This is a genomic window from Enterococcus sp. BWR-S5, assembly GCF_016745255.1.
Taxonomy (GTDB): Bacteria; Bacillota; Bacilli; order Lactobacillales; family Enterococcaceae; genus Enterococcus_L.
In genome coordinates this window covers 25,175-49,167 of the sequence record NZ_JADOEQ010000006.1, presented here as the reverse complement: position 1 = coordinate 49,167, position 23,993 = coordinate 25,175, and the positions used below count along the sequence as shown (strand labels likewise).

Genomic DNA, 23,993 nt, shown 5'->3' with positions numbered 1-23,993 from the left:
ATTTCAAAATTATAAATAGGTGAGTTTCCTTAAAATTGTCTATTTTTGTAAGCTTTTTTCTGAGAAATAATATATAATCTTTATAACACTTAGTTGCTTTTGACACGTCGCTTGTCTAGGGGAGAGCAGTTAGTAAACAATGTAGTCTAATGTAATTGTCAGAATTAGCTTGAAATATCTGAAGGATAAGGAGGAGCACTTCATGTTTGAAAAACTCATTCTGGAGGAAGTTACTAAAAGAAAGCTGACCTTATTTAATCTACTGGTTAAACTACCGGATGATTACTATAGTATCAATTTCTTAGAAAACAATTTGGATTACTCTTACAGCCGGGTGTCTTATCTGCTGGAATTGATTCAACAGGATCTTGATGATATTCGACAAGAACCTGTAGCATTCATCACAGACCAAGGCATCCACTATGACCGTTCAGTTTCTTATGATCAATACTATCAGTACCTTATCACTCAAAGTATCCCTTATTTGCTTATTCTTTCCATTGTTTATTATCCAAAAGACAATCTGGATGATTTTTGCAGAAAGAACTTCCTGAGTAAAGCATCAGTCATCAGGAAATCAAAGCCCCTTAATGACTATCTTAAGCACTTCAATATCAAATTGAACATTTCTCAGTTAAAGCTGTCAGGTGAAGAGCGTATCATCCGAATCGTTTTGTATACCTTGATTTGGTTCACCTCTCAAAGTGTCAATTTACCAAAAGCTGAGATTGATGTAGATTACAAAACAGTGATAGACAATATCAGCCCGTGTTTTCCGGAGAGCCATAGTTACTCTGCGACCAAACAAATTTGTCTGATGTTGGACATCATCTATTTGCGCGTCACTAATGGCTATGTATTAAGAGAGAAGATAAAAATTTCTTCATATGTTCCAACAAGTATTCAACGCGGTAAAGATTTTTTTGACCCCATTGTGAAGGACCCGGCAGTACTAGAAGCGGAATGTCAGTTTTCAGCCTTGCTTCTGACTATCACACCGAACTTCTATACTGAGTCAGACCCACGTTTCCCTTTATTGCAGCTCTATCTCGAAACGGAAGACAATCAAGCAACCATTCTTTTCCGTGAATTCTGGAGCTTTTTGGAACAGGAGTACGGATTTAATGCCTTGGAGCATAAAGTTCTTTATGGAAACAGTGCCAATATTCTTTTTCCGGTCATTATTTTCAAAAAGACCTTACCCGGTATTTTAACAGTAAATGCAAAATCCAGCTTCCTTCAAAATAAATATTTTTTGGAGCTATTTAGTTCGTTCAAAACCTTTTTCAAGAAGGTTTCCAAAAGGAAGAACTATGGATGGATTACCGAGTATATTAATCAAATCGCAACAGCCTTTGCCCTGCTGCTTTATCCAACCTGGGAAAATCTTCAGACTAACAGAACTATTAAGGTTGGTCTTATTGCTGAGTCGAATTATCTTCTGACCCAACAGCTGATTAATTATCTCGATGAATTCGTTTTTGTCGAACTAGGTGCCATGACAAATAATTGCGCAGATTTTGATTTGATTGTTGCTACCTCTTCTTACCTGTTGCCGGATCAATGTTCAGTGCCTAAGTTTGTATTTAGATATTCGCTGGACAATCATCGCCAATTTATTGATCTCTATCAGACCTTGAAAGAAGTGCAAATGAATAAAAACACCCATGAAAAGAGTAAAAAAAGCTAGTATGATTAGATTCATACTAGCTTTTCATTATCCTATTTTATGATTATCGCCTTGGCTCGTCATCCTCTACATCTCTGCGGAATAAACGACGACCTTCCTCCGGTTCTTCATCAACAATTTCCTCATCATGGAAAATCACTCGCAAAACAAGGATTCTTGCCCCCTCCATCTCCTCAGAGATAAGAGTAATATTACCAACATCAAAGGACAATTTTTCTCCTTCATCAGGAATTGTACCCAATGCTGTAATCAGATAACCGGCCATCGTGTCAACATCACTCATGTGCAGGTCAGTTTTGAACACTTCATTGAACTCATCAATAAGCATTCTCCCTTGAATAAGGTATTCATGGTCGTTTACCTTTGAATATAAGTTTTCTATTTCATCAGACTCGTCATCTATTTCACCAACGATTTCTTCTAACAAGTCCTCCAAGGTTGCCAGACCGACCACACCACCATATTCATCCAATAGGATAGCCATCTGATTTTGTGTTCGCTTCAGCTCATAAAGTAAATCGTCAATAAAAATCGTTTCAGGAACAAACAACGGTTCTTGAATAATTTCCTGAAGATTGATATTGTCAAAGCCTTTCGTGTGTGCTGCTTTCAGCAGATTTTTTGTATGCAGTATTCCTACTACTTTATCTTTATCATCATTATAAACAGGAATTCTTGAATAATTCTCAGATAACACAAGATTGATATTTTCATCGATATCATCCTCGATATTAATCATAAATGCATCCGTTCTTGGAACCATCACTTCACGGGCAACTTTAGTATCTAATGAGAAAACACCTTGAAGCATTTCAAGCTCCTCGTTTTCCAATACACCCTCGGTTTCCAGCATATAGCGCATTTCGTCTCTTGTCATCTTTGAATCTTCATCATCAAATTTCATCGGCGTCAATCGAGAAATCAAGTCTGTTGAAGCAGAAAGCAACCAAACAAATGGTCGAGCAATCATCCCCAGAAATTGAACCGGTCCGGAAGTGAATTTTGCTACTTCTTCAGATTTATTCATCGCAATTCGTTTCGGATAAAGCTCACCAAACACGATTGATACATAAGTCAGCAAAGCCAAAATAATGATACTTGCCAGATTTTTAGCAAACGCTCCTCCGCCAAGTACAGGCGCTAAACGTGAAGACAGATTATCCGCCAAAGAAGCCCCTGACAAGATATTTACTAACGTGATTCCGACTTGAATCGTTGATAGAAAATTATTTGGGTCTTCTAAAATTTTTAGCAGCTTTCCAGCTTTTGTATCGCCGTCCTCCGCTTTTTGTTCCAAACGATTTTTGTTGACAGAAACAGCAGCAATCTCAGCAGCAGCCAAGAAAGCATTAATCAATGTCAAAACGACTAGTAATAAAATTTGCGCGATAAGCGACTGACTCTCGGGGTCAGCATTGTTCATAATTGTGTTCTCTCCTCTTTCTTCTGGTTAGAACTACTCAAGTAATTTCGTAGTTCCTTCATTTTTGAGGTCCGATGTCCATTATTTCTAGATGGTCATGCACCAGAATAATGGCTCTCCTCTTTCTGTTTGATAAAACAGGTCAGGTAACTGTCCTGTTTTTTCATTTTGGTGGTCCGATGTCTATTTCCCTAGATTTCTTGGTAAAAGGGAAATAGCTCTCCTCTTTCTTCTGGTTAGAACTGTTCAACTGTATTCACAGTTCCTTCATTCTTGAGGTCCGATATCCCCTCTTCTAAGCTTCTAAAGAAGCAAGAATAGTGGTTCTCCTCTTTCTGTTTGTTGAAACTGTTCAGATAACTTTGCCATAACACACAGCGATTGCTTTGCAGAGCTGATGTGACATGGTACAAGGCGACTTACAGGAGCGTTGCTCCCCCTGTTCCTTCATTTTTGAGGTCTAATTTCTCATCTTGCTTTGGAACCAAATCCTCGTATCTCCTCACTTCTTTTCCAGGTTCATCGCTTTTTCGATTTCAGGTAGACAATGGCTGGTATTCTCTATACTATAGATACGTAAAAGATGATGGTTTTCACGAAAAAAAGTGAGAAAAAACGTGACTACATCCACTTAGTAGTCACGATAAAAGAGTATCACAAGTGGATAATTATTTCAATCATTGTCCACTATTTTTCGGCTCTGTCGAATTTTCTAAAACCAGTGCGGTTCGCTCTTCCTGTTTGCCTCGCTGAACCAGCTCAATAACGAACAAAACGATTGTCCGACAAATCGCATAAAACGGTACACCCAAGAAAATACCCAACAAACCAGCAATATTTCCAGCGACTAATAAAATCAAGATAATTGTCAATGGATGGATTTTCAAGGTTTTTCCGATGACATTCGGATAAATAACATTTCCGTCAAGCTGCTGAACGATAATGACAACGACACAGCATAATAAGGCTTTGAAGGGCTCATCGAAGACGGTCACGAATACAGCAGGTGCCAGACCTAAATACGGTCCTAAATAAGGGATTAAATTCGTTAATCCGGCAATGACGCCAAATAGAAACGCGTATCTGACACCGATTAATGAATAACCGATAATCGTAAAGGTTCCAACAAATAAACATTCGATTGCCTGTCCACTAATGTAGCTGGATAACGTTTTATTAAGCTGCTCCAACAGTTTGACGATGTCCGCCTTCCTCTTTTCAGGCATAAATTTTTGAATGCCCGGAACCAGACGATCGCCATCCTTCAGCATATAAAATAGAATGAATGGTGCCGTAAAAATCACAATCGTTGTAGAAGCGACAGTTGAAACGATTGATCCAAGACTACTAGACAGTCCACTCAAAAATTGCTGAATGATGTTCCCATAAGAAATATCCAATTGTTCAATATAGCTAGTCAAATCAAGGTCCTTAAACACCGGCAAAGCGGCTATTTGATAGACCCAGTCTTCTATGTTCTTGAATACATCTGGGATATTAGAAGCCAGACTTGAAAGCTGATTCGCTAAGCTTGGAATGATACTGACTAAGATTAAGATAATCGCTGCCAACAGTAAAACAAATACAATGATAATTGCATAAATCCGTTTGAGCTTTAGCTTCATTAACAGTTTTACCAACGGATTCAAAATATAATAGAGAAATCCTGCTACCAACACAGGTGCAAAAAGTGTAGAAAAGAATGTTCCTATAGGTTCAAACAAAAAGTTGATTTTTGTGGAAACCCACACCAATGTTGCTAATACTAATAACTCGACCGACCAAAACATGAGCTTTGATTGTTTTAATTTTTCAAACAAGATACCCCTCCTAACAAAGTTTTCATTTAATTGATTCTAGCATATTTTTCAGATAAAAGAACAGCGAGACTCCTTTCTTCATTTTAACATTAGCAGTTACTTAGAAAAATCCTATTTCAGCAGAAGAGATAGAAACTTAATAAAAAATAAGCAAACTGCAGTAAAACCGCTTCTACCGGAAAAAAGCTCTCAGGTCATCTTGCTTCAGTAACACAAACAACACATTTGTAGTATAATCATTCTATCTTATTTTTTAGGAGGTCAATGATGAAAATCGTTCATACAAAAGATACAATGAGTGATATCTATCTTGATGCCTTACGTATTCGCAATCAAGTTTTTATGGTTGAACAAGGTGTCCCAAAGGATATTGAAATTGATAAAAATGAAGCGTCCTGTATCCACTTCGTCCTTTATATCGAAAATCAGGCTGCTGCAACTTGCCGACTGCTTCCATTAGAAAATGGTGTAATGAAGCTGCAAAGAATGGCTGTCCTAAAAGAGTACAGAGGAAGAAGTCTCGGTCGTGAAATTGTTCAAGAAACCGAGCATTTTTCTAGAAACCAAGGCTATAACACCATTACCTTAGGTGCTCAGCTAACTGCGGTAGATTTTTATGAGAAGCTGGGTTACTCAAAGCATGGCGAACTGTTTATGGATGCGAATATTCCTCATTATCAAATGGATAAATCTGTTTAGCTACTACTTTTTATTCAGGTCAGCAATTGCAGCAAGCAAAAGAGCGACTGGTTTTGTTGACCTGTATTTGAAATTTTGCTACACTATATGTAAGCGAATTCTTTTTTTATTCATAAAAATGCACACGTGAACAAAAATTAGCTCAGGAGGATTAAGCATGTCTAAAATTATTGACGTTACCACTGAATATTACCGAATTCCTTTACCGGAATTGATGGAGGATGCCAAGCATGGGCTTCATACCCATTTCGAAGTCCCTATTGTAAAAATAACAACAGAAGATGGTCGAGAAGGTGTTGGTTACACTTATACAGGAGGCTTTGGTGGGCGGGCAATTTGCTCTCTTATTGCTATTGAACTGAGGAATATCCTTCTTGGAAAAGATGCAAGCTGTGTTGAAGCCTTGTGGGATCAAATGAACTGGGGCATTCACTATGTTGCTCGAGGCGGCTTGGCAAGCTTCGCTATTGCTGCCTGTGATATTGCTTTATGGGATTTGCGTACAAAAAAAGCGAACGAGCCGCTATATAAATTATTGGGTGGAACCAGTAACAAGGTTAAATGCTATGGTGGGGCAATTGATTTGAATTTCCCGTTGGAAAAGCTGCTGGCTAACAACCAAAAATATCTTGATATGGGATTAAATGCGGTCAAAATTAAATTGGGACAGCAGACATTAGAAGAGGATATCCAGCGAATCGCCGCTGTCAGAGAGCTAATTGGTCCAGATGTAACTTTTATGGTGGATGCAAATATGAGCTGGTCTGTTGAAAAAGCAATCAGAGCCGCTAAAGCAATGGCTCCTTACAACATTCTTTTCCTTGAAGAGCCTACCATTCCAGAGGACTACGAAGGATATGCCCGTATCGCAGAAGAAGGTCATATAGCAGTAGCAGGTGGTGAAAACCTTCGAACATTAACAGAATTTCATCATTTACTGAAGTATGGTCATGTTGATTTTCCTCAGCCTGATGCGTCCAATGTTGGTGGAATCACCGGCTGGTTAAAGGTTGCCTATCTGGCTCAAGCAAATAATTTAGCCGTCTCTACCCATGGCATGCAAGAGCTGCATGTAAGTCTGCTGGCAGCTATGCCTAATGCCGGCTATCTCGAAATGCACAGCTTTCCAATTGACCAATACACGACACGTCCACTTGTGATTGACAAGAACGACGGAATGGCTGTAGCGCCAGAAGAAATCGGAATTGGTGTCACCTTTGATTGGGATAAGCTCGCACCCCATAAGCTGCCATTTTGATAGTTGAACAAAAGACGTTGGGACAGAAGCAGCTTCTGTCCCAACGTTTATTCGGATATGGATATATTATGAGTTTGGGAAACTATTTATATCCCAGGCCATTTTTTCTAATAGTTTTCCTTATTTTTTACGACTATTTTGCATTTCCTTTGTTCAACCAATCTGTAGCAATATTCATAGCAGCTCTCGCAGCATTGCTTTGATCCATCGAATTGACCATCACAAAGTCATGAATCATCCCTTGGAAACGAATTTGTGTTACATCCACCCCTGCCTCACGCAGGTGACGTGCATACTCTTCCCCTTCGTCTCGCAGAACATCTGCTTCACCATTCAAAATCAGTGCTGCAGGAAGTCCTGCCAAGTCTTCTTTCGTTGCTTGTAACGGCGAAATCGTCTTAATCGTAGAATCCTGTCCTTCAGGCAGATAATTATCCCAAAACCATTTCATTCCTTCTTTTGCCAAGAAATAATCCGTCGCAAACTGATTGTAAGACTCAGTATCAAAAGCATGATTGGTTACTGGATAAAATAGAAGCTGTTGATTGATTTTTGGTCCTTTTCGATCCTTCGCAAGCATCGTCACAACGGTTGCCATATTGCCTCCGACACTGTCTCCGGCAATGGACAGTCGATTAATATCATAGGTCCCATCCGCATCTGCAACAATCTTCAAAAGAGTCGCATAGCTTTGCTCAATAGCTACCGGATACTTAGCTTCAGGTGAACGATCGTATTCAGGCACAAAGACAATTGAGTTTGTTCTCACGGCCAGCTCTCGCACCAGCTTGTCATGAGTATGTGCACTACCAAGCACCCAACCGGCTCCATGAATATATAAAATGACAGGCAGCTGTCCTTCGGCATTTTTTGGTTTTACTGTACGCACATTGATTTTTCCATGCTCCCCTAAGTCCCATTCCTGGTCATCAATTGCTGCATCCAGCTTTTCTACATCAGAATCTTGAACCTTTTCCAACAGAGCACGTGCTTCTTCAACAGGTAATTGATAAATAAACGGCGGATTTGCATTCGCTTCGCTAAATTCAAGTGCTGATTTTTCTAAAGAAATTCTTTTTGTCATGAAAAGTCCTTCTTTCTTCTTAGTATGAAACAATGATAATCCCTCTGTTTACTTTCTACAATTATTCGGCTTATAAATTTCATGTGGGTATGCCGTCTCCTGATTAAATCCCTTTCCATTCATAAAATGATGCCCAATAAAAAAAGAGACTGCACGACCCATCTGTGCAATCTCTTTTCTATTTATTACTCTAACTATCTCCCAATAGTATTGAAGCAATTATCTTATCACTTTTCTATTATTTCAAGCAAAGAGGCTTATTTTTTCCTGTTTAGTTCATTGCCTCATCATATTTAACTTTTGAGTCCTCAATGGCTTTTGCCCATTCATCAAGGAACGCTTCTACTGTCTTGTCTCCACTCATCACTGCTTGGATACCGGGATCTACTTTGTTATCTAAAATAGAACGGTAGTCAGGCAGGTAGAATGGTGGTTGATACAACTCAGTTTCAGGATTATCATAAACTTCAAAAGCAACTTTGATATGCTGCGCATCCTTAATCCAATCTTCATTCAATACATCTGAGTTCGTTGGAATTTGTCCAATTTTTTCATTCCAGTAGCTTTGACTTGAAGCAGAATTCAAGAATTCCACCAGCTTCCAAGCTTCTTCCGGATGATCTGTGTTGGCAAACGCCGAGATTCCAATTGTGTTTCCGCCTTCTGCTACATAGTTGCCTTCTGTTGATTTCGGCAATGGTACTGCTTCAAACTGGTCAGCCTCCAATGATTTGCTGTGCTCTCCGAAGGAACCGATGTTATGATGCAGGATTGCTGCTTTTCCTGTATCGAAAACTGCAACCATTTCTTTGTAGCCGTTTGTGATATCACTTTTCGGTGTGTTTTTTTGGTACAGTGCAAAATATTTTTCAAGAAATTCCACATGTTTTGGATCGTTCACTGTCGCTTTGCCATTCTTGTCAACATACTCTGTGATTCCTGAGTACGCATACATCAAACGTTGCAATTGAAGAGAACCGCCGGCACCGCCGCGAATAGTGTAGCCGTACATATCATCTGTTGTCAGCTTATCTACATCTGTGAAAAAGTCATCCCATGTTTCAGGTGCGTTCAGATTATTTTCCGCGAATACATCTTCACGAATCCATAGAATATCCAAGTTCTGTGTGTAAGGAATTCCATAGAGTTTACCATCTTGAACGATTTCTTTGTTGAATTCAACCGCTCCTTCATTAATCAGCTCCTTGAGCTCTGAATCCTTCAAGTAATCATCCAGTGGTAGTAAAGCTCCACGAATCGAAAATTCAGGCAGCCAGCTGGATTGTAAAGAGGCTACATCCGGTGTATCGTTAGCAGCGATTGCTGCATCCAATTTTGATTTTGCTTCGTCTTTTGGTAAGCCTACATATTCAACCGTGATGTTTGGATTTTCTTTTTCAAAATCATCAATCAGCTTTTCCCAAATCGGCGTTCTATCCGGACCGGAATTTTCATCCCAGAAGGTTAGCTTTACATCTTCCCCATCCCCGGAACCGCTTTTTGCAGATTTCGATGAACCGCTGCTGCCCGAGCCGCAGCCCGCAACCAATAACCCTGTTAACGCCAATACACTTGCTAACTTTAACGCTTTCTTTGACATTTTTATTCCTCCTAATTTATCCTTTAACAGCTCCGCCCATTCCATTAACTAAATGCTTCTGTGCAAACATAAAGAGAATGATTGATGGAATCAAAGCAATAATACTTCCTGCTGCCAGTGCGCCATAATTTACGTTAAACTCACCCATCATAAAGCTCAAACCAACCGGTAATGTAAACTTGCTTTGAACATTCGTCAGCATCAATGCCAATAGGAATTCGTTCCATGCATAGACGAAAATGTTGATACCTGTTGCTACCACACCTGGTAATAGTAAAGGTACGATAACTTGGCGAATCGCCTGCATTCTTGTTGCACCGTCAATTGCTGCTGCTTCCTCCAGCTCTGCCGGAATCCCGGAAATAAATCCACTCATCAGGATTGCAGAAAATGGAATCTGAACCGCTGAATAGACCAGCATCAATGAAATCGGATTACTAATCATACCAATATTACTGAACATTACGAATAGCGGAATAATCAGCATAGAGCGCGGAATGAACTGTGTCATCAGCAGAATCATCATGAACACTCTTTTTCCCTTGAAATCATAACGTGCTAAAGCATAGCCGGCTAATACAGATAGTACCAAGGTCAAAAGAACTGTTCCTACGCCAACTATGACACTGTTAGTAAAATATTTTTCAAAGCCGACATCATTCCAGGCATTAATGAAATTCTGGAACGTCGGACTTGATGGTAAATATTGAAGCGGTGTTTGAATAATATCTCCCTCAGGCTTCAACGCTGTGTTCAGTGTCCAGTAAATCGGGAACAATGTCCAAACCAGCATCATGGCTAGAGGAAAGTAAAAGGTCAATGTTTTATCTAGTTTTCCCTGTCTATTATACACAAGACTATGCCTCCTCGAATTTAGAAATCTTCAGATATACTAATGCAATGATGGTCAGAATCAGAAATGCCACAACTGTCAACGCTGAACCATAACCAAAGTCACTACCGTGAACAGCTGTTTTCGCAATATACATTGCATAAGTCATGGTTGAGTTGGCTGGTCCGCCATTGGTTAAGTTGTACATCAAATCAACATTATTGAATTCCCATACAGTTCTTAATAAAGTAGTTAACACGATTGTCCGTTTTAATTGCGGCAGTGTAATATTGATAAACGAGGTCCAACGATTTGAACCATCCATCGCCGCTGCTTCATACAGCTCTTCCGGAATGCTTTGCAGAGAAGCCAACAGCGTTACCGCAAAGAAAGGAATCCCGCGCCATAGTTCTGCAACTACTACAGCGATAAACGCACTGTTGGTACTTGCCAGAAAAGCTTGTGGTTCGCTGATAAGTCCGATTTTCATTAGAATATCATTGAACACCCCCATGTGCTCGTTATACATCAGACTCCACATTACTGAGGTAAGTACCCCTGAAATCGCCCAAGGAACAAAGACGAAGCCCCTCGTCAGTCCTCTGAACTTGAATTTTTTGTTTAAAATCAATGCAATTCCCATACCCAATCCCAGCTGCAGTGCCACTTGAGAGACAACCCATTTCAGACTGTTAATCAAGCTTGGAATAAAGTAAGCATCTTCTGTAAAAATCTTCACAAAATTATCGAATCCAGCAAATGAATCATAAAACGGTGCTGAGATATCGTAATTTTGAAAGCTGTAGTAGAAGATCCTTGCCATCGGAAAGAATAAAAGAGCCGTAATCATTACTAGTGTCGGTAATAATAGCAAATAGGGTGCTTTTTGAATCTTTTTCTTTTTCTTCTGCACTTTGGGCAGTGTAACTTCTGTTTCCATTTTTCTCCTCCTAACATTTTCTATACAAATCCTGAAAAAGTTCTATGTACATAAAATGAGCGTTGTACATGGCTGAAACAAGAAACACTTATTAGACAATACCTCAAACGAAACGTATCTTTCGTTTTCACTTTAGGCAATATAAATAATTATTTCCCTCATCCATTCAATAGGATTTATCTATACTACTAAAATACTAGAAAACGGTTACAACCAACATTCATTATTTTAAGACAAACATATAAAATTTTAAGATATGAAAAAAATGAGAGGAAACAACCTAGGTATTTTGATTCTTTTTCAATCAATGAACATGTAAAAGCGAGAAAAGCGGAACAGCTATGGTTAAAAAAAAAGATGAAACAGAGGTCTCTTCTTCACTCTGTTTCATCTCATCATTCTATTCAACGAAAAATACTAGTTTCAGCTGCAGGAAAAATATCATTCAGCAGTTGCGGCTTTTTGTTCCTCTTTATACTTGCTTCTATATTGCTTGGGTGATACACCGCTGTCTTTTTTAAAGCAGCTTGAAAAATAATTAGGGTTAGTAAAACCGGTTTCCAAAGAGATTTCTGTAATTGTTTTATTCGTGTCACGAAGAAGCAGATACGCAGCAGCCATTCTTCGTTCGAATAGGTATTCTGTATAATTTTTCCCTGTCTCACTTTTGAATAGATTGCTTAAATAGGGTGCTGAGACATGAATATTTTCTGCGACCCGCTGCAAGGATATTTCATCGTCCGCATAATGACTGTCAATAAAACGCTTGGCTTGTTGAATAATCGTATCCGCTTTACTGCCAACCTCTTGATTTTTCTGCCAACACTCAATCATTTCCTTAACAGGAAACAGCATTTCTCCAACGACTGTACTGGAGGTTATTTTCTGATAAACCGTGAACTCATCGCAGGAAATAACACTTGGAACCGCCTGAAACAGCATAAACACCTGCTTCATCAAAAAAGGACGAACCTGAGAAAGCGGCAAGGTCATCAATGTTCCATTCGTTTCTAAAGACCGCAAAATCTCGTAGAATTTTTTTGGTGCTCGGTTCTCAATTTGCTGCGCAAGCCTTTGTTCCAGCTCGATTAAGATTGGCGAGAAATCCAGTCGTGACGTTTGCAGATCATAGGTATAGATTCCCGGCTGATCGAACTTATTCTTTTCAAAGCTGATTCGTGCTTCAATAATTTTGTCGCTGATTTCTTTAGGATCACTGCTAATTGAACTAAGTCCTATCCACCCCTCTTGCCGCAACAAAAGCTCTTTCAGCTCCGGACTGGACAACCACTTCTGAAATTCCGCCTGTTGTTCTAATTGAATCAGCGCAAAATAAGTGTTGTCCTCCAAACGCAGGACCTCCTTGTGAACCGTACTCGGCAGCTCCAGTGTTTGCTTGTTCAGAAAATAGCACATACACAGGTATGCTCCTTCAATAGGGAAGAAGTCCTCAATTTTTTCTTTCTCTTCGTTCTTTTTTGAAAGGATAATTTTCTTTATCAGTTCTCGCCGTTGATATTCCCAGGAAGTCTGCTCTGTCAACAGCTCTTCTTCTACCAACTTGAAAGCTTCATCCACCTGCGGCAGCAAAACAGAAGCATCCACTGGCTTCAAAATATAATCAAATGCCTTAAGACTGATTGCTGCTTGTGCATAACTGAACTCACTGTAGCCTGTCAGGAAAATTATTTGGCAGCTTTTACTTTGCGCCGCGATTTCTTTTCCCATTGCAAGTCCATCGACAAACGGCATATTAATATCGGAAAGGATAACCTGAGGCTGATGCTCTTTATAGCAGGACAGTCCTTCCTGTCCATTGTCCGCCTCAAGTATCTCCGTTACGCCAATGGTTTCCCAAGGTAGTGACATTAACGCCTTACGAATGATCCACTCATCTTCTACAATTAATAGCTTTCTCATTGTTTTTCTCCTTAGTTATCTGCTTCTCCAACACGTGTCCCCAACAAAAGCACCGATTATGACATTCGTTATGTCTCTTTTGGAATAACTATTTTAATCAAGGTCCCATGTTCACAATTTTCTATCCACAAGCCATATGAAGCACCAAAACAATTTTTAATTCTTAAGTTAACACTGCGCAGACCAATTCCTGTTACCTTACGGCTATTCAAAGCTGATAGGTTAATCTCTTCATTGATAATCTTCAACCGCTCATCAGGTATTCCTCGGCCATTATCTCTTATAATCAGCAAAACATTGTCATTACTCTCCTTGATTTGTATTTCCAGCAGTCCTTTAACAGCCAGTTCCTTCAACCCGTGATAAATGGAATTTTCAACGATTGGCTGAAGTGAAATTTTAGGAATCATCGCCTGTAAAAGCTCCGGTCGCTCTACTTCTATCTTATAGTCAAAACGATCTCTATAGCGATAGCTCATAATCATTAAATAGTTCTTCACATGATCCAGCTCTTCCTCTAATGAAACCAACAGATTTCCTTTACTAATCCCTGTGCGATAAAATTCTGCCAACGAACGGGTCATCAAGGAGGCATCCTTATTCATCCCCATATCACTCAAGCTTTGGATAGAATAGAGTGTATTGTAAAGAAAATGCGGGTTAATCTGAGATTGAAGCAGCTCGATTTCCAACCGGCTTCGCTCATCATGGTTCTTTTCATTCTCATTTAACAAACGTTCATTCTTTTCAATCATTGAATTGAAGCTGCGATACAGCACTGCCAGTTCATTGAAATGCTTCTGATTGATTGCTAAAGGTCCTTTATGATCCGTGATACTCGTTGCTTCAATCTCCTTGGCAAGATTTTGAATAGGCTTGGAAATATAACGTCCGACAACAATCACCATAATCGTTCCGGCAAGAAATAAAAATAGAAATAGTGCGGCTGCCAAAGTGAGATACGCTGATTGGCTTTTCTGCAAATCCTTATCCGGGAATACAGCGACTAAACGCCACTGATTTAAATCAAAGGTCTGGCTTTCAAGATGATAGCTTTTACCGTCTACAGCTTTTACCTGCCAGCTGTCATTCAAGTCTTCAAACAGCTCCTTAGGAAATAGGCGGTCTGACGTAGAAATATTCGTTTTAGGACTTACTAAAAACAGACGGCCGTTATCTGTTATAAAGCTTTCATTTAACAAGTTTTCAATGTAGTCATATCTCAGATTGAAGACAATCACACCACTTGCCTCAGATGAATTATCACCAATTATTTTGCAAATAGAAATGGTCTTTCTCTCATCCTGCGAAAAGGGGCTTTCATCAAAATCCAACCAGAAATACTTTGCTTCGCCGTTTCCAAGCTCGAAAAAAGTATGGTAATTGATTTCGTTCAAGCCTGGTGCTATTTCTCCACCATTAAAAAAGAATTCCCCATCGTTGATATTGATATAGATGGAGTCAAGAACGTCCTGAAAACGATAGTATAAATCCTTGATGCTTGTGTTCATATTTACCGCTTGTCTCAAGGCATCACGTTCATTATTAATCACTTCAAGGAGATTGGGGTTGTTGTTCAAATTTACAACCTGTTCAAACATTTGGTCAAAGGTTCTTTCAAGTACACTGTAACGGTCCTTCAAAGTGTTTTCGACATTTGTATAGGCGGTATCTGTTACTTCTCTTGTTGTTGTAATACTGGAAAAAATCAGAGAAAAAATGATAATAACTGCCACAAACAGAATGTAAAAGGTATTCAGAACTGTATTCAGGGAGCGAGATTTCTCTTGTTTTTCTTTCATAGCTGATTGATCCTCTCTGTCAGAAACTGTCTACACTGCTGTATTCTACCTTAGAGCTTCTCAAAATGTCGTTCCCCTAATTTTTTTGACCGACTATTCAAGATTTCTACATCCCTTGACTCCTCAACCTGAAATGCTTGTCCAAGATGATTCTCAATCGATACTCTTTCGAATACGAGATTTTCAGCAAAATGAATAATAAAGCCTTGATTTTTCATTTTTTCAATCCCCATCATCATCGCCGGCTCCCCCGCCTCAGCTTCCTCAGCCATAGAAATACGAATATTATCAAATGTAATATCTGATGCGTATTGCTCAGCCAAGCCATAGATAAACCCTGCTGCTGCCTGTACATTTTTAGCAGTGATGTTCATAAAATGAAGCCTGCGAAAGCAAGGCGTGGCTTCTGTAATCGGCTGCGGATTCTTATCCCAAACATACTGCTGCTCTCCGCTTGGTCCCCAAAAGTAATACAAATTAATGATAAATGGACAAACCACATTATCCATGACAAGATTACTAATGCGAATATCTTCTATAATACCGCCTCTGCCACGACGTGATTTCAAGCGTATCCCTCGATCGGTTCCTTGAAATACGCAGTTAGTAATCGTCACGTTTCGGATATCTCCGCTCATCTCGCTGCCGAGAACGATACCGCCATGTCCATGAACCATTGTACAGTTAGTAATCGTTACATTTTCACAGGAGACACGCTTCTCTGTTCCTTCAGTCCCGGCCTTCACTGCAATACAATCGTCCCCTACATCAATATGACAATTGCTGATACGAACATTTTTACAGGATTCAGGATCAATCCCATCAGTATTTGGTGAATCTGCGGGATTGAGAATGGATACATTATCAACAGTGACATTTTCACAAAGAATCGGATTAACGGTCCAGCTAGGTGAATCAATCAACCGTACATCTCTGATTGTGATTCTGCTGCAGTTATCAAAGCTGATTAATTTAGGTCGTGGAAACTTAAGCTCAGACTGTCTATTTCTAAAAATCTCCCACCATTTTTTTCCATTTCCATTAAGTACACCGAAGCCCGTTACTGAGATATTCTCAGCATTTTCAGCGTATAGACACGATGCGTAAACCTCTTGCTGAACGCCTTCCCATCGTGAGGTAACAACTGGATAATCTTCCTGATTATCAGAAAATTTCAAGACTGCACCGGAGCTTAAATAAAGTGTGATGTTACTTTTCAGGAACAGTGCTCCCGTCATAAATGTTCCAGCGGGAATCACCACTCTTCCTCCTCCTGCCTCACTTGCTGCATCAATTGCTCGTTGAATCGCTTCTGTGTTCATTTGTGCCTTCGATGATGCACCAAAATCTGTAATCGTATAATCGATTGCTCCCATGCTCAAACCCCTTCCACAAAAAAATTTATCTGCTGCTTCCAACCTCGTCACTTTCACTCCGAGTTGAATGAAAACAAGCCTCTGTATTCTTATCAAGCTTCTACAGAAACTGAATGCCTTTTCATTTTGAAACAGCAACCTTCAGTCAAAATGAATCCTTCAACAATAGACTATCACATTCAACGAAAAATTCCAACCTAATTTTCACGTGTGCATCGCTGTTAAATAAGCATTTTAATATTGACATTCTAAAGATTTCATACTATGATGTTAACGTTCACAATTATAAAAAACGAGGTGGATTATGGTTACTATAAAAGATATCGCAAAAGTGGCAGGTGTTTCCCATACTACCGTTTCCCGTGCGTTGAATGATAATCCATTAATCAAGCTTGACACGCGAAAAAAAATTCAAAAAATTGCTGAGGAATTGAACTATGTTCCGAATTTCAATGCAAAAAGTCTAGTGAATCAAAAAAATTATATGATTGGTCTTTTCTTTTCCAGTATCGATCAGGGAACCAGCTCCAGCTTTTTAGTAGATGTCATTACCGGTATCCACTCTATTTTAGACGAAAGCTACAGTCTCTCTGTAGAGGGAATTGATGAAATCCAAGCCTTGGAACGTGTTAACTTCCAACGCTATGACGGGATTGTGATTATGAGCCAAAGTGATAATGATGGTTCTTTCATTGATTATGTCAAGCAGCAAAAAATACCCTTTGTCGTCCTCAATCGTCCTTTAGATGACGCTGAAATTATTAATGTTCTTGCAAATGATGCGGAGGGAGTAACAGAAGCGATTGATTATGCCATCCAGCTTGGGCACGAAAAAATTGCCTACATTGGAGGGAAGGATGATTTCCGTTCTTCTAACGAACGGAAGCAAGGTCTGATTAACAGCATGGAAAAAAATCAGCTGCCTATCAACCATGACTATTTCTTTAGAGGAGACTACAGCATTGAGAGCGGCTTTACAGAAATGAAGCAAATTCTAGCCTTATCTCCCCTTCCAACATTGGTATTCTGTGCAAATGACGACATGGCGATTGGTGCAATGAGAGCGGCAGCAGAAAAAGGGTTCCAAATTCCCGCAGATATTTCTCTGATTGGATTTGATGATAGTAAGCTTGTTGCTTATTTGAATCCTCCTTTGACAACGGTCCATAAACCAATCAAGGAAATTAGTCAGACTGGGACAGAGCTTCTACTAGAAATGATTAATGGTGCAAAAATCAAACCGCAGCAATATCGCATTAAAACCAGTCTTCAGATTCGAGAGTCAGTAGCAGCAATTTCAAAGACGTAATGTCTTTGTTTTAAATAAAAATGTTCACGTGTGCAATTATACTCAAAAGAAAAGGAGTTTGTTAAAGCTATGGAAAAACTATCAAAAAGAATCATTGAAACCAACAAGGAACAGCCCGTAAAAGTTATTCAATTTGGTGAGGGGAACTTCATGCGCGGGTTTGTCGACTGGCAAATTCAGGAGATGAATAAGCAGCAGCTGTTCAAGGGCAGTGTGGCTGTTGTTCAACCAATCGATCAGGGCTTAGGGGAAATGCTGAAGAAGCAGGATTATTTGTATACAGTGATTCTTGAGGGGCTGCTGAACAAGGAAATCATCAACACCTCCGAAATCATTTCTGTGATTGATACAGTGATTAACCCTTACAAGGAGTGGGACGATTATCTGGCTTTGGCTGAAAACGATTCAATTGAGTTTATCGTTTCCAACACAACCGAAGCTGGTATTCAGTACACCCCTTCGGATCAGCTTTCCGACCACCCTCAGCAAAGCTATCCAGGCAAGCTGACCGCTTTGCTGTACAGACGCTTTGAGCTTGGAAAAAAAGGCTTTACGATTATTCCTTGCGAATTGATTGACCGAAATGGCGAAAAGCTGAAAGAAATTGTACAGACCTATGCAAAAGACTGGCAATTAGGGGCTGATTTCCTCCACTGGTTGGAAGCTGAAAATACTTTCTGCTGTAGTTTGGTCGACCGCATTGTTCCCGGCTATCCGAGAGATTCCGCTGCCGAGCTAAATGAAAAGCATGGGTATGAAGACAGCTTGATGGTCAAAGCCGAGCCATTTATGCTTTGGGTTATCGAAGGACCGCAGTCATTGAAAGAGAGCTTGCCTTTAGAAAAAGCTGGATTAAACGTTATTGTTACAGACGATATGACTCCTTACCGCGAAAGAAAGGTTCATTTGCTGAATGGACCTCATACAGCAATGGTTCCGTTGGCATTACTGGCAGATATAGAAACTGTAGAGGGTGTTATGAAGGATCAAGACTTCCGTCACTTTATTGACCATTTGTTTTCAGACGAGTTGATACCAATGCTGAGTCTTCCTGAAAATGAGCTGACAATCTATGCAGAACAAATCAAGGAACGCTTTTTGAATCCCTTTGTTCATCACATGCTGACATCGATTGCCTTGAACAGCGTATCAAAATACAAAGCCAGACTTCTTCCTATACTTTTAGACTATCAGAAAAATAAATATGAACTGCCGCCTTACATGACTGCTGCTTTGGCTGCGCTAATCCTAACTTACCGTGGGGATAAATTCCAGCCGCAGGATGATGCTGCGGTGATTACACTTTTTGAACAAGCTTGGCAAACACCTGATACCGTGGTTGAAACGATTCTTTCCGCAAAGGAATTATGGGGGCAAGATTTGACTGCTGTTTCAGGACTTTCAGAACAAGTCCAATACTATATTTCACAGCTTGAAACGATTGGTTCAAGAAAAATGATTCAAGAGTTGAATAAAGGAGAGAAAATCTATGCCTGAATTATTGACTAAATCACCATTAATGAAGCTGAATCCTTATGATACCGTTGCCGTTGCTCTTCGCCCTATCAAACAGGGAGAACACGTGATACTAAATGACTTCGAAATCACTGCCAATCAGGATATTCCTCAAGGACATAAGATTGCTTTAGTAGACATGCCTGAAGGACATGATGTGCTGAAATACGGCTATCCCATTGGTCATACTCTTTGCGATGTTTTTATCGGTGACTGGCTTCACACACATAACGTGAAAACCAATTTGGCCGGTGAACTGGATTATTCCTATCAACCAAATCTGCAGCAGGTTCATTATCCTAAAACGAACCTAACCTTCCAAGGCTACAAACGGGCTAATGGGAAAGTCGGCATTCGAAATGACCTGTTCATCATACCTACGGTTGGCTGCGTTAACGGTATGGCAGAGCTGATGCTGAAGGAATTCAAAGCGAAGCATCCTGACTTAGGGCCCTTTGATAATATCACTATTCTCAAACATCCCTATGGCTGTTCTCAGCTGGGAACCGATCATCAAAACACGCGTGATGTCTTGATTGATGCGGTTAAACACCCGAACGCAGGAGGTGTGCTTGTCTTTGGCTTAGGCTGTGAAAACAATACAATTCCTGCATTCAAAGAAAAGCTGGGCGCGTATGATGAAAACCGAGTGAAGTTCTTAGTTGCTCAGGAGGTCTATGATGAAGTAGAAAAAGGCGTTGAGCTTCTGGAAGAGCTCTATCAAGAAGCCAAGAACGACCAACGAGAAGAAGTTCCCCTTTCAGAACTGAATGTTGGATTAAAATGCGGAGGCTCAGATGGCTTCTCAGGAATCACAGCAAATCCTTTGCTTGGTGCTTTTTCAGATTTCTTGATTGCCCAAGGCGGCAGTACCATTCTCACTGAGGTACCAGAAATGTTCGGTGCGGAACAGATGCTGATGGCTAGAGCAGAAAACGAAGAAGTGTTTAACGATATTGTCCATTTGATTAACGATTTCAAACAATATTTTCTGTCTTATGGCGAGCCTGTTTACGAAAATCCTTCACCGGGAAACAAAGCCGGAGGAATCACAACGCTGGAAGATAAATCATTGGGCTGTACCCAAAAAGCCGGTACAGCACCTGTTGTTGATGTACTGAAATACGGAGAAAAGCTCTCTAAAAAAGGTTTGAGCTTATTGCAAGCACCAGGAAACGATCTAGTTGCGGCTTCTGCATTGGCTTCCTCCGATTGTCACATGGTTCTATTCACAACTGGTCGGGGAACGCCATTTGGTGCCTATGTACCGACAGTCAAGGTCGCAACCAATAATACGATTTTTGAAAGAAAAGGTCACTGGATGGATTTCAATGCGGGCTCATTGTTGGAGCGCTCAATGGAGGATGTGTTACAAGAATTTATTACAAAACTGATTGCTGTTGCAAGCGGTGAACAGACACGAAATGAAGAAAACGATGTCCGCGAAGTGGCAATCTTCAAAAACGGTGTAACCTTGTAATTTTTCTTTTTGGGAGCTGTCCATCACCAGCTCCCAAAAGTCTATGAAGCGCTGAAGAGTCCACATTGTCCAACAGATTTACTTACTAATCTGTGCGATTACCAAGACTATTTCGACCGGTCTCTTGTGATACTCATCACTTATTACAGTTGAACCGTAACCCTTCAACTGTAACATACACTACTTCTATTTCACCACACTATGAATAGTGAAAATACTTAGAAAGAAGGAATAACCTCTATGTTTTTAAACGACGATTTCTTACTGTCTACCGATTGGGCAAAAACGCTCTATCACAATCATGCTAAAGCGATGCCAATTATTGACTATCACTGTCACTTAGAACCAAAGGAAATTTATGAAAACAAAAACTTTGCAAATATTACCGCTGCCTGGCTTTACGGTGACCACTACAAATGGCGCTTAATGCGGGCCTGCGGTGTTCCTGAATCTCATATCACAGGGGACGCTTCAGACTATGATAAATTTGCAGTCTGGTGTGAGACTGTTCCAAAGCTTATTGGAAACCCTTTGTATACATGGACGCATCTTGAATTGAAGCGGTTCTTTGACATAGACCTTTTGGTAAACAAAGAAAACACAGAACAAATTTGGCAGCTGGCAAACGGAAAGCTGGCAGCCGACAGCTTTAAGCGAAGAGAGATTATCAGCCAGTCAAATGTAAAGGTCGTCTGTACCACAGATGATCCCGCAGACGATCTCAGCTATCACAAGCTATTAGCACAGGAGGAATCACGCTTCAAGGTGCTGCCTTCTTTCCGTCCTGACAAAGCACTAAATATCAATCAATCGGGTTTTCCACAGTGGATTAAGCGATTAGCTGAGGCCAGCGACCAGCCTGTAACCAACTATGAAGAATTGATTGCCGTTTTAGGTAGTCGGGTGGACTATTTCCACGAGCTGGGAGGTCGTCTTTCCGATCATGCATTGGATATCCTTCGTTACGAGGAGGCCGATGCAGAAACGTTGGAGGTAATTTTTCAAAAAGGATTAGCAGGTAAAACACTGACTGACAAAGAAATTGATGCTTACCGAACAGAGACCTTGATTCATCTCATCCATTTCTATCATAAATACAATTGGACGATGCAGCTGCATATCCACGCTTACCGTAATTGTAATGACCGCATGCTGAAACAGTTAGGTCCGGATACCGGATACGATGGCATCAACGACCTTTCATTGACTATTCCGCTGCAAAAATTACTGAATCGCGCAGAACAGACCGATCAGCTGCCAAAAACAATTTTGTACTCGTTGAATCCAAATGATTATCCTGCACTAGTCGCTTTGCTTGGCTGTTTCCAAAAAGAGGTTGCCGGTAAACTGCAGCTGGGATCAGGCTGGTGGTTCAACGATACACGTGCCGGCATGCGACAACAGCTGACTCAACTGGCAGATGGAAGTGTCTTACACAATTTTGTCGGTATGCTGACGGACTCCCGCAGCTTCCTGTCTTACACTCGGCATGAATATTTCCGCCGTGTTCTTTGCGAGTTTATCGGTGAAATTGTGGAACGTGGCGAAGCACCGACGGACGAACAGCTTCTGGCTGATCTCGTAAAAGCTGTCAGCTATAAAAATGCAGAAAGCTATTTCGCCTTCTAAATTGATGAACTATTTTGTCATCTGACATGTACTAAAAGAAATTCTAAGAAAAGAGGCCGCGCAATGATTCCTTTAAATCTGGGTATTCGTGCTCATGATCTTACTGCTGACACACGTGAAGAGCTGGGAGAAAAAATCCGGCATTACAGTTTTACACATATTCAATTTGCGATAAAAAAATCTTTCCCTGAAATGGCTCCTACGTTGACAAGTATTTCCAGCGGGACAGCCAGTTATATTGGGGACTACTTGCAAAATCTGGGGATAAAAATTTCTATCCTTGGCTGTTATGTCAATCTTGCCAGTCCGGACCCTCAAATTAGAAAACAGGAAATTGACAGTTTCAAGCATCACATCACCTTGGCAAACGATTATCATGCCGCAGTGGTTGGTACAGAAACAGGGAGCGTTGGAAATGGCTACACCACAAAGAATTACACGGAAGAAGCGTATCAGCTCGCCCGTGATTCCGTCATTGAGATGGTGGCATTCGCAGAACAATTCGGTGTGACTGTTGGCATTGAGGCGGGTATCAATCATCCGCTTTATACCTCGGCGCTTGCTCGGCGCCTGATTAATGAGGTACAATCACCGAATTTGAAGATTATCATGGACTGTGCAAACTTGATTTCAGTAGACAACCATCAGAAACAGGAAGAAGTTGTCTTTCATGCCCTGAATGATCTTCGTGATGACATCAGTTGTTTCCATCTAAAGGATTTTGTGATTGAAAACAATCAGGTGAAAATTGTACCTGTCGGAACGGGCTGGATGAAATACGATCAGATACTTAGCTTCCTGAAACATGATAAACCCCTGATGTTTGCCAGTCTCGAAGCCACAACTGAACCTGATGTTCCTTTTGCACTTGAAAAACTATCTGAGGGTTATAACAACTGCTAAAATAAGCCTTTAGAAAACAATAAAACACCCTGAGCGTGATTACTCAGGGTGTTTTATATTCAATCTGATTCTTTACATCGACTACTTTTTAGCAAGCTGCTGATAACGCTGATACCAGATATCAATATAAGCCTCAGAAAATGGTCCGCGTTCGTTATTAATCCAATCCACAAGAATTTTTACATTCTCCTTCAAAATAAAATCGATATCATTCGGATAATTCATGATCTTGCTGTGAAATTCGTATTCATCTACATCAAGCAAACGTTTTTCTCCATCAGGAAAAACCTTGATATCCAAATCATAATCAATATACTTTAAAGCTTCGTCATCTAAAAGAAACGGTGAAGCCAGATTGCAATAATAAGAAACCCCCTTTTCTCTGATCATTGCTATTACGTTGAACCAGTATTTTTTATGAAAATAAACAATAGCCGGCTCACGAGTAACCCAACGGCGACCATCAGACTCTGTTACCAAAGTATGATCGTTCACGCCAATTAAGGAATACTCACTTGTCTTTAATACCATGGTATCTCGCCAGGTTCGATGTAAATGACCGTCATGTTTATAACTCTGAATGGTTACAAACTCTCCTTCTTTAGGAATCTTCATAGTACCCCTGCTTTCCCGTGAGGTAGCGACAAAAGCTGGTTTGGAACACCGTTTTGGAGTTGCCAAATCACTAATGTCTCAGCCCCAGGTGCTCATTA

The 23,993-nt window shown here is 40.3% G+C and carries 18 protein-coding genes; 8 read left to right on the top strand and 10 right to left on the bottom strand.

Annotation, left to right across the window (positions count from 1 at the left end):
* The first annotated feature begins 202 nt into the window (after positions 1-202).
* Positions 203-1,690: a helix-turn-helix domain-containing protein gene (locus IW510_RS08835; protein ID WP_202058714.1), complete on the top strand. Its 1,488-nt coding sequence runs from the start codon at positions 203-205 to the stop codon at positions 1,688-1,690.
* A gap of 43 nt (positions 1,691-1,733) precedes the next feature.
* Here IW510_RS08835 and IW510_RS08830 read toward each other — a convergent pair whose 3' ends face one another.
* Both IW510_RS08830 and IW510_RS08825 read right to left on the bottom strand, forming a co-directional pair.
* Positions 1,734-3,113: a hemolysin family protein gene (locus IW510_RS08830; RefSeq protein ID WP_202058712.1), complete on the bottom strand. Its 1,380-nt coding sequence runs from the start codon at positions 3,111-3,113 to the stop codon at positions 1,734-1,736.
* A 677-nt stretch (positions 3,114-3,790) separates the two neighbouring features.
* The gene (locus IW510_RS08825) at positions 3,791-4,933 is read right to left on the bottom strand and encodes an AI-2E family transporter (protein ID WP_202058711.1); all 1,143 of its coding nucleotides are present in this window, start codon (positions 4,931-4,933) and stop codon (positions 3,791-3,793) included.
* Between the two features lie 267 nt (positions 4,934-5,200).
* Here IW510_RS08825 and IW510_RS08820 point away from each other — a divergent pair, with 267 nt between their 5' ends.
* Positions 5,201-5,632 (top strand): GNAT family N-acetyltransferase, encoded by a 432-nt coding sequence (locus tag IW510_RS08820; protein ID WP_202058708.1) that lies wholly within the window; start codon positions 5,201-5,203, stop codon positions 5,630-5,632.
* A gap of 157 nt (positions 5,633-5,789) precedes the next feature.
* A complete protein-coding gene (locus IW510_RS08815; protein ID WP_202058706.1) occupies positions 5,790-6,890 on the top strand; it encodes a mandelate racemase/muconate lactonizing enzyme family protein in 1,101 nt (366 codons plus the stop codon).
* A 133-nt stretch (positions 6,891-7,023) separates the two neighbouring features.
* On the opposite strand, the gene IW510_RS08810 is transcribed toward IW510_RS08815, so the two are convergent.
* From IW510_RS08810 to IW510_RS08780, 7 genes are all read right to left on the bottom strand, one after another.
* Entirely contained in the window at positions 7,024-7,974 is a 951-nt protein-coding gene (locus tag IW510_RS08810) for an alpha/beta hydrolase (protein ID WP_202058704.1), read from the bottom strand.
* Positions 7,975-8,245: 271 nt separating this feature from the next.
* Positions 8,246-9,574: an ABC transporter substrate-binding protein gene (locus IW510_RS08805; RefSeq protein ID WP_202058702.1), complete on the bottom strand. Its 1,329-nt coding sequence runs from the start codon at positions 9,572-9,574 to the stop codon at positions 8,246-8,248.
* A gap of 16 nt (positions 9,575-9,590) precedes the next feature.
* Positions 9,591-10,427, bottom strand: coding sequence for a carbohydrate ABC transporter permease (locus IW510_RS21280; RefSeq protein WP_202058700.1), 837 nt, complete (start codon positions 10,425-10,427; stop codon positions 9,591-9,593).
* Between the two features lie 4 nt (positions 10,428-10,431).
* Complete coding sequence (locus tag IW510_RS08795; RefSeq protein WP_202058699.1) at positions 10,432-11,346, bottom strand: carbohydrate ABC transporter permease; 915 nt, start codon at positions 11,344-11,346, stop codon at positions 10,432-10,434.
* Positions 11,347-11,787: 441 nt separating this feature from the next.
* Positions 11,788-13,266, bottom strand: a complete 1,479-nt coding sequence (locus IW510_RS08790; RefSeq protein ID WP_202058697.1) for a response regulator transcription factor — start codon at positions 13,264-13,266, stop codon at positions 11,788-11,790.
* Between the two features lie 68 nt (positions 13,267-13,334).
* Positions 13,335-15,068, bottom strand: a complete 1,734-nt coding sequence (locus IW510_RS08785) for a sensor histidine kinase (protein WP_202058695.1) — start codon at positions 15,066-15,068, stop codon at positions 13,335-13,337.
* Positions 15,069-15,118: 50 nt separating this feature from the next.
* Complete coding sequence (locus IW510_RS08780; RefSeq protein WP_202058693.1) at positions 15,119-16,444, bottom strand: glycoside hydrolase family 28 protein; 1,326 nt, start codon at positions 16,442-16,444, stop codon at positions 15,119-15,121.
* A 304-nt stretch (positions 16,445-16,748) separates the two neighbouring features.
* Between IW510_RS08780 and IW510_RS08775 the strand changes: the two genes are divergently transcribed.
* The 5 genes from IW510_RS08775 to IW510_RS08755 all read left to right on the top strand — a co-directional run bounded on the left by IW510_RS08775 (position 16,749) and on the right by IW510_RS08755 (position 23,280).
* Positions 16,749-17,753 (top strand): LacI family DNA-binding transcriptional regulator, encoded by a 1,005-nt coding sequence (locus IW510_RS08775; RefSeq protein WP_202058691.1) that lies wholly within the window; start codon positions 16,749-16,751, stop codon positions 17,751-17,753.
* Positions 17,754-17,822: 69 nt separating this feature from the next.
* Entirely contained in the window at positions 17,823-19,250 is a 1,428-nt protein-coding gene (locus tag IW510_RS08770) for a tagaturonate reductase (protein ID WP_202058689.1), read from the top strand.
* Positions 19,243-20,748, top strand: coding sequence for a UxaA family hydrolase (locus IW510_RS08765; RefSeq protein WP_202058688.1), 1,506 nt, complete (start codon positions 19,243-19,245; stop codon positions 20,746-20,748). The genes IW510_RS08770 and IW510_RS08765 overlap by 8 nt, the downstream gene beginning before the upstream one ends.
* A 240-nt stretch (positions 20,749-20,988) precedes the next feature.
* Positions 20,989-22,377, top strand: coding sequence for a glucuronate isomerase (uxaC, locus tag IW510_RS08760; RefSeq protein WP_202058687.1), 1,389 nt, complete (start codon positions 20,989-20,991; stop codon positions 22,375-22,377).
* A 63-nt stretch (positions 22,378-22,440) separates the two neighbouring features.
* Entirely contained in the window at positions 22,441-23,280 is an 840-nt protein-coding gene (locus IW510_RS08755) for a sugar phosphate isomerase/epimerase family protein (RefSeq protein ID WP_202058686.1), read from the top strand.
* An 81-nt stretch (positions 23,281-23,361) separates the two neighbouring features.
* Here the strand turns inward: IW510_RS08755 and ntdP are convergent, their stop codons facing one another.
* A complete protein-coding gene (gene ntdP, locus IW510_RS08750) occupies positions 23,362-23,895 on the bottom strand; it encodes a nucleoside tri-diphosphate phosphatase (protein ID WP_086349002.1) in 534 nt (177 codons plus the stop codon).
* Positions 23,896-23,993 lie beyond the last annotated feature (98 nt).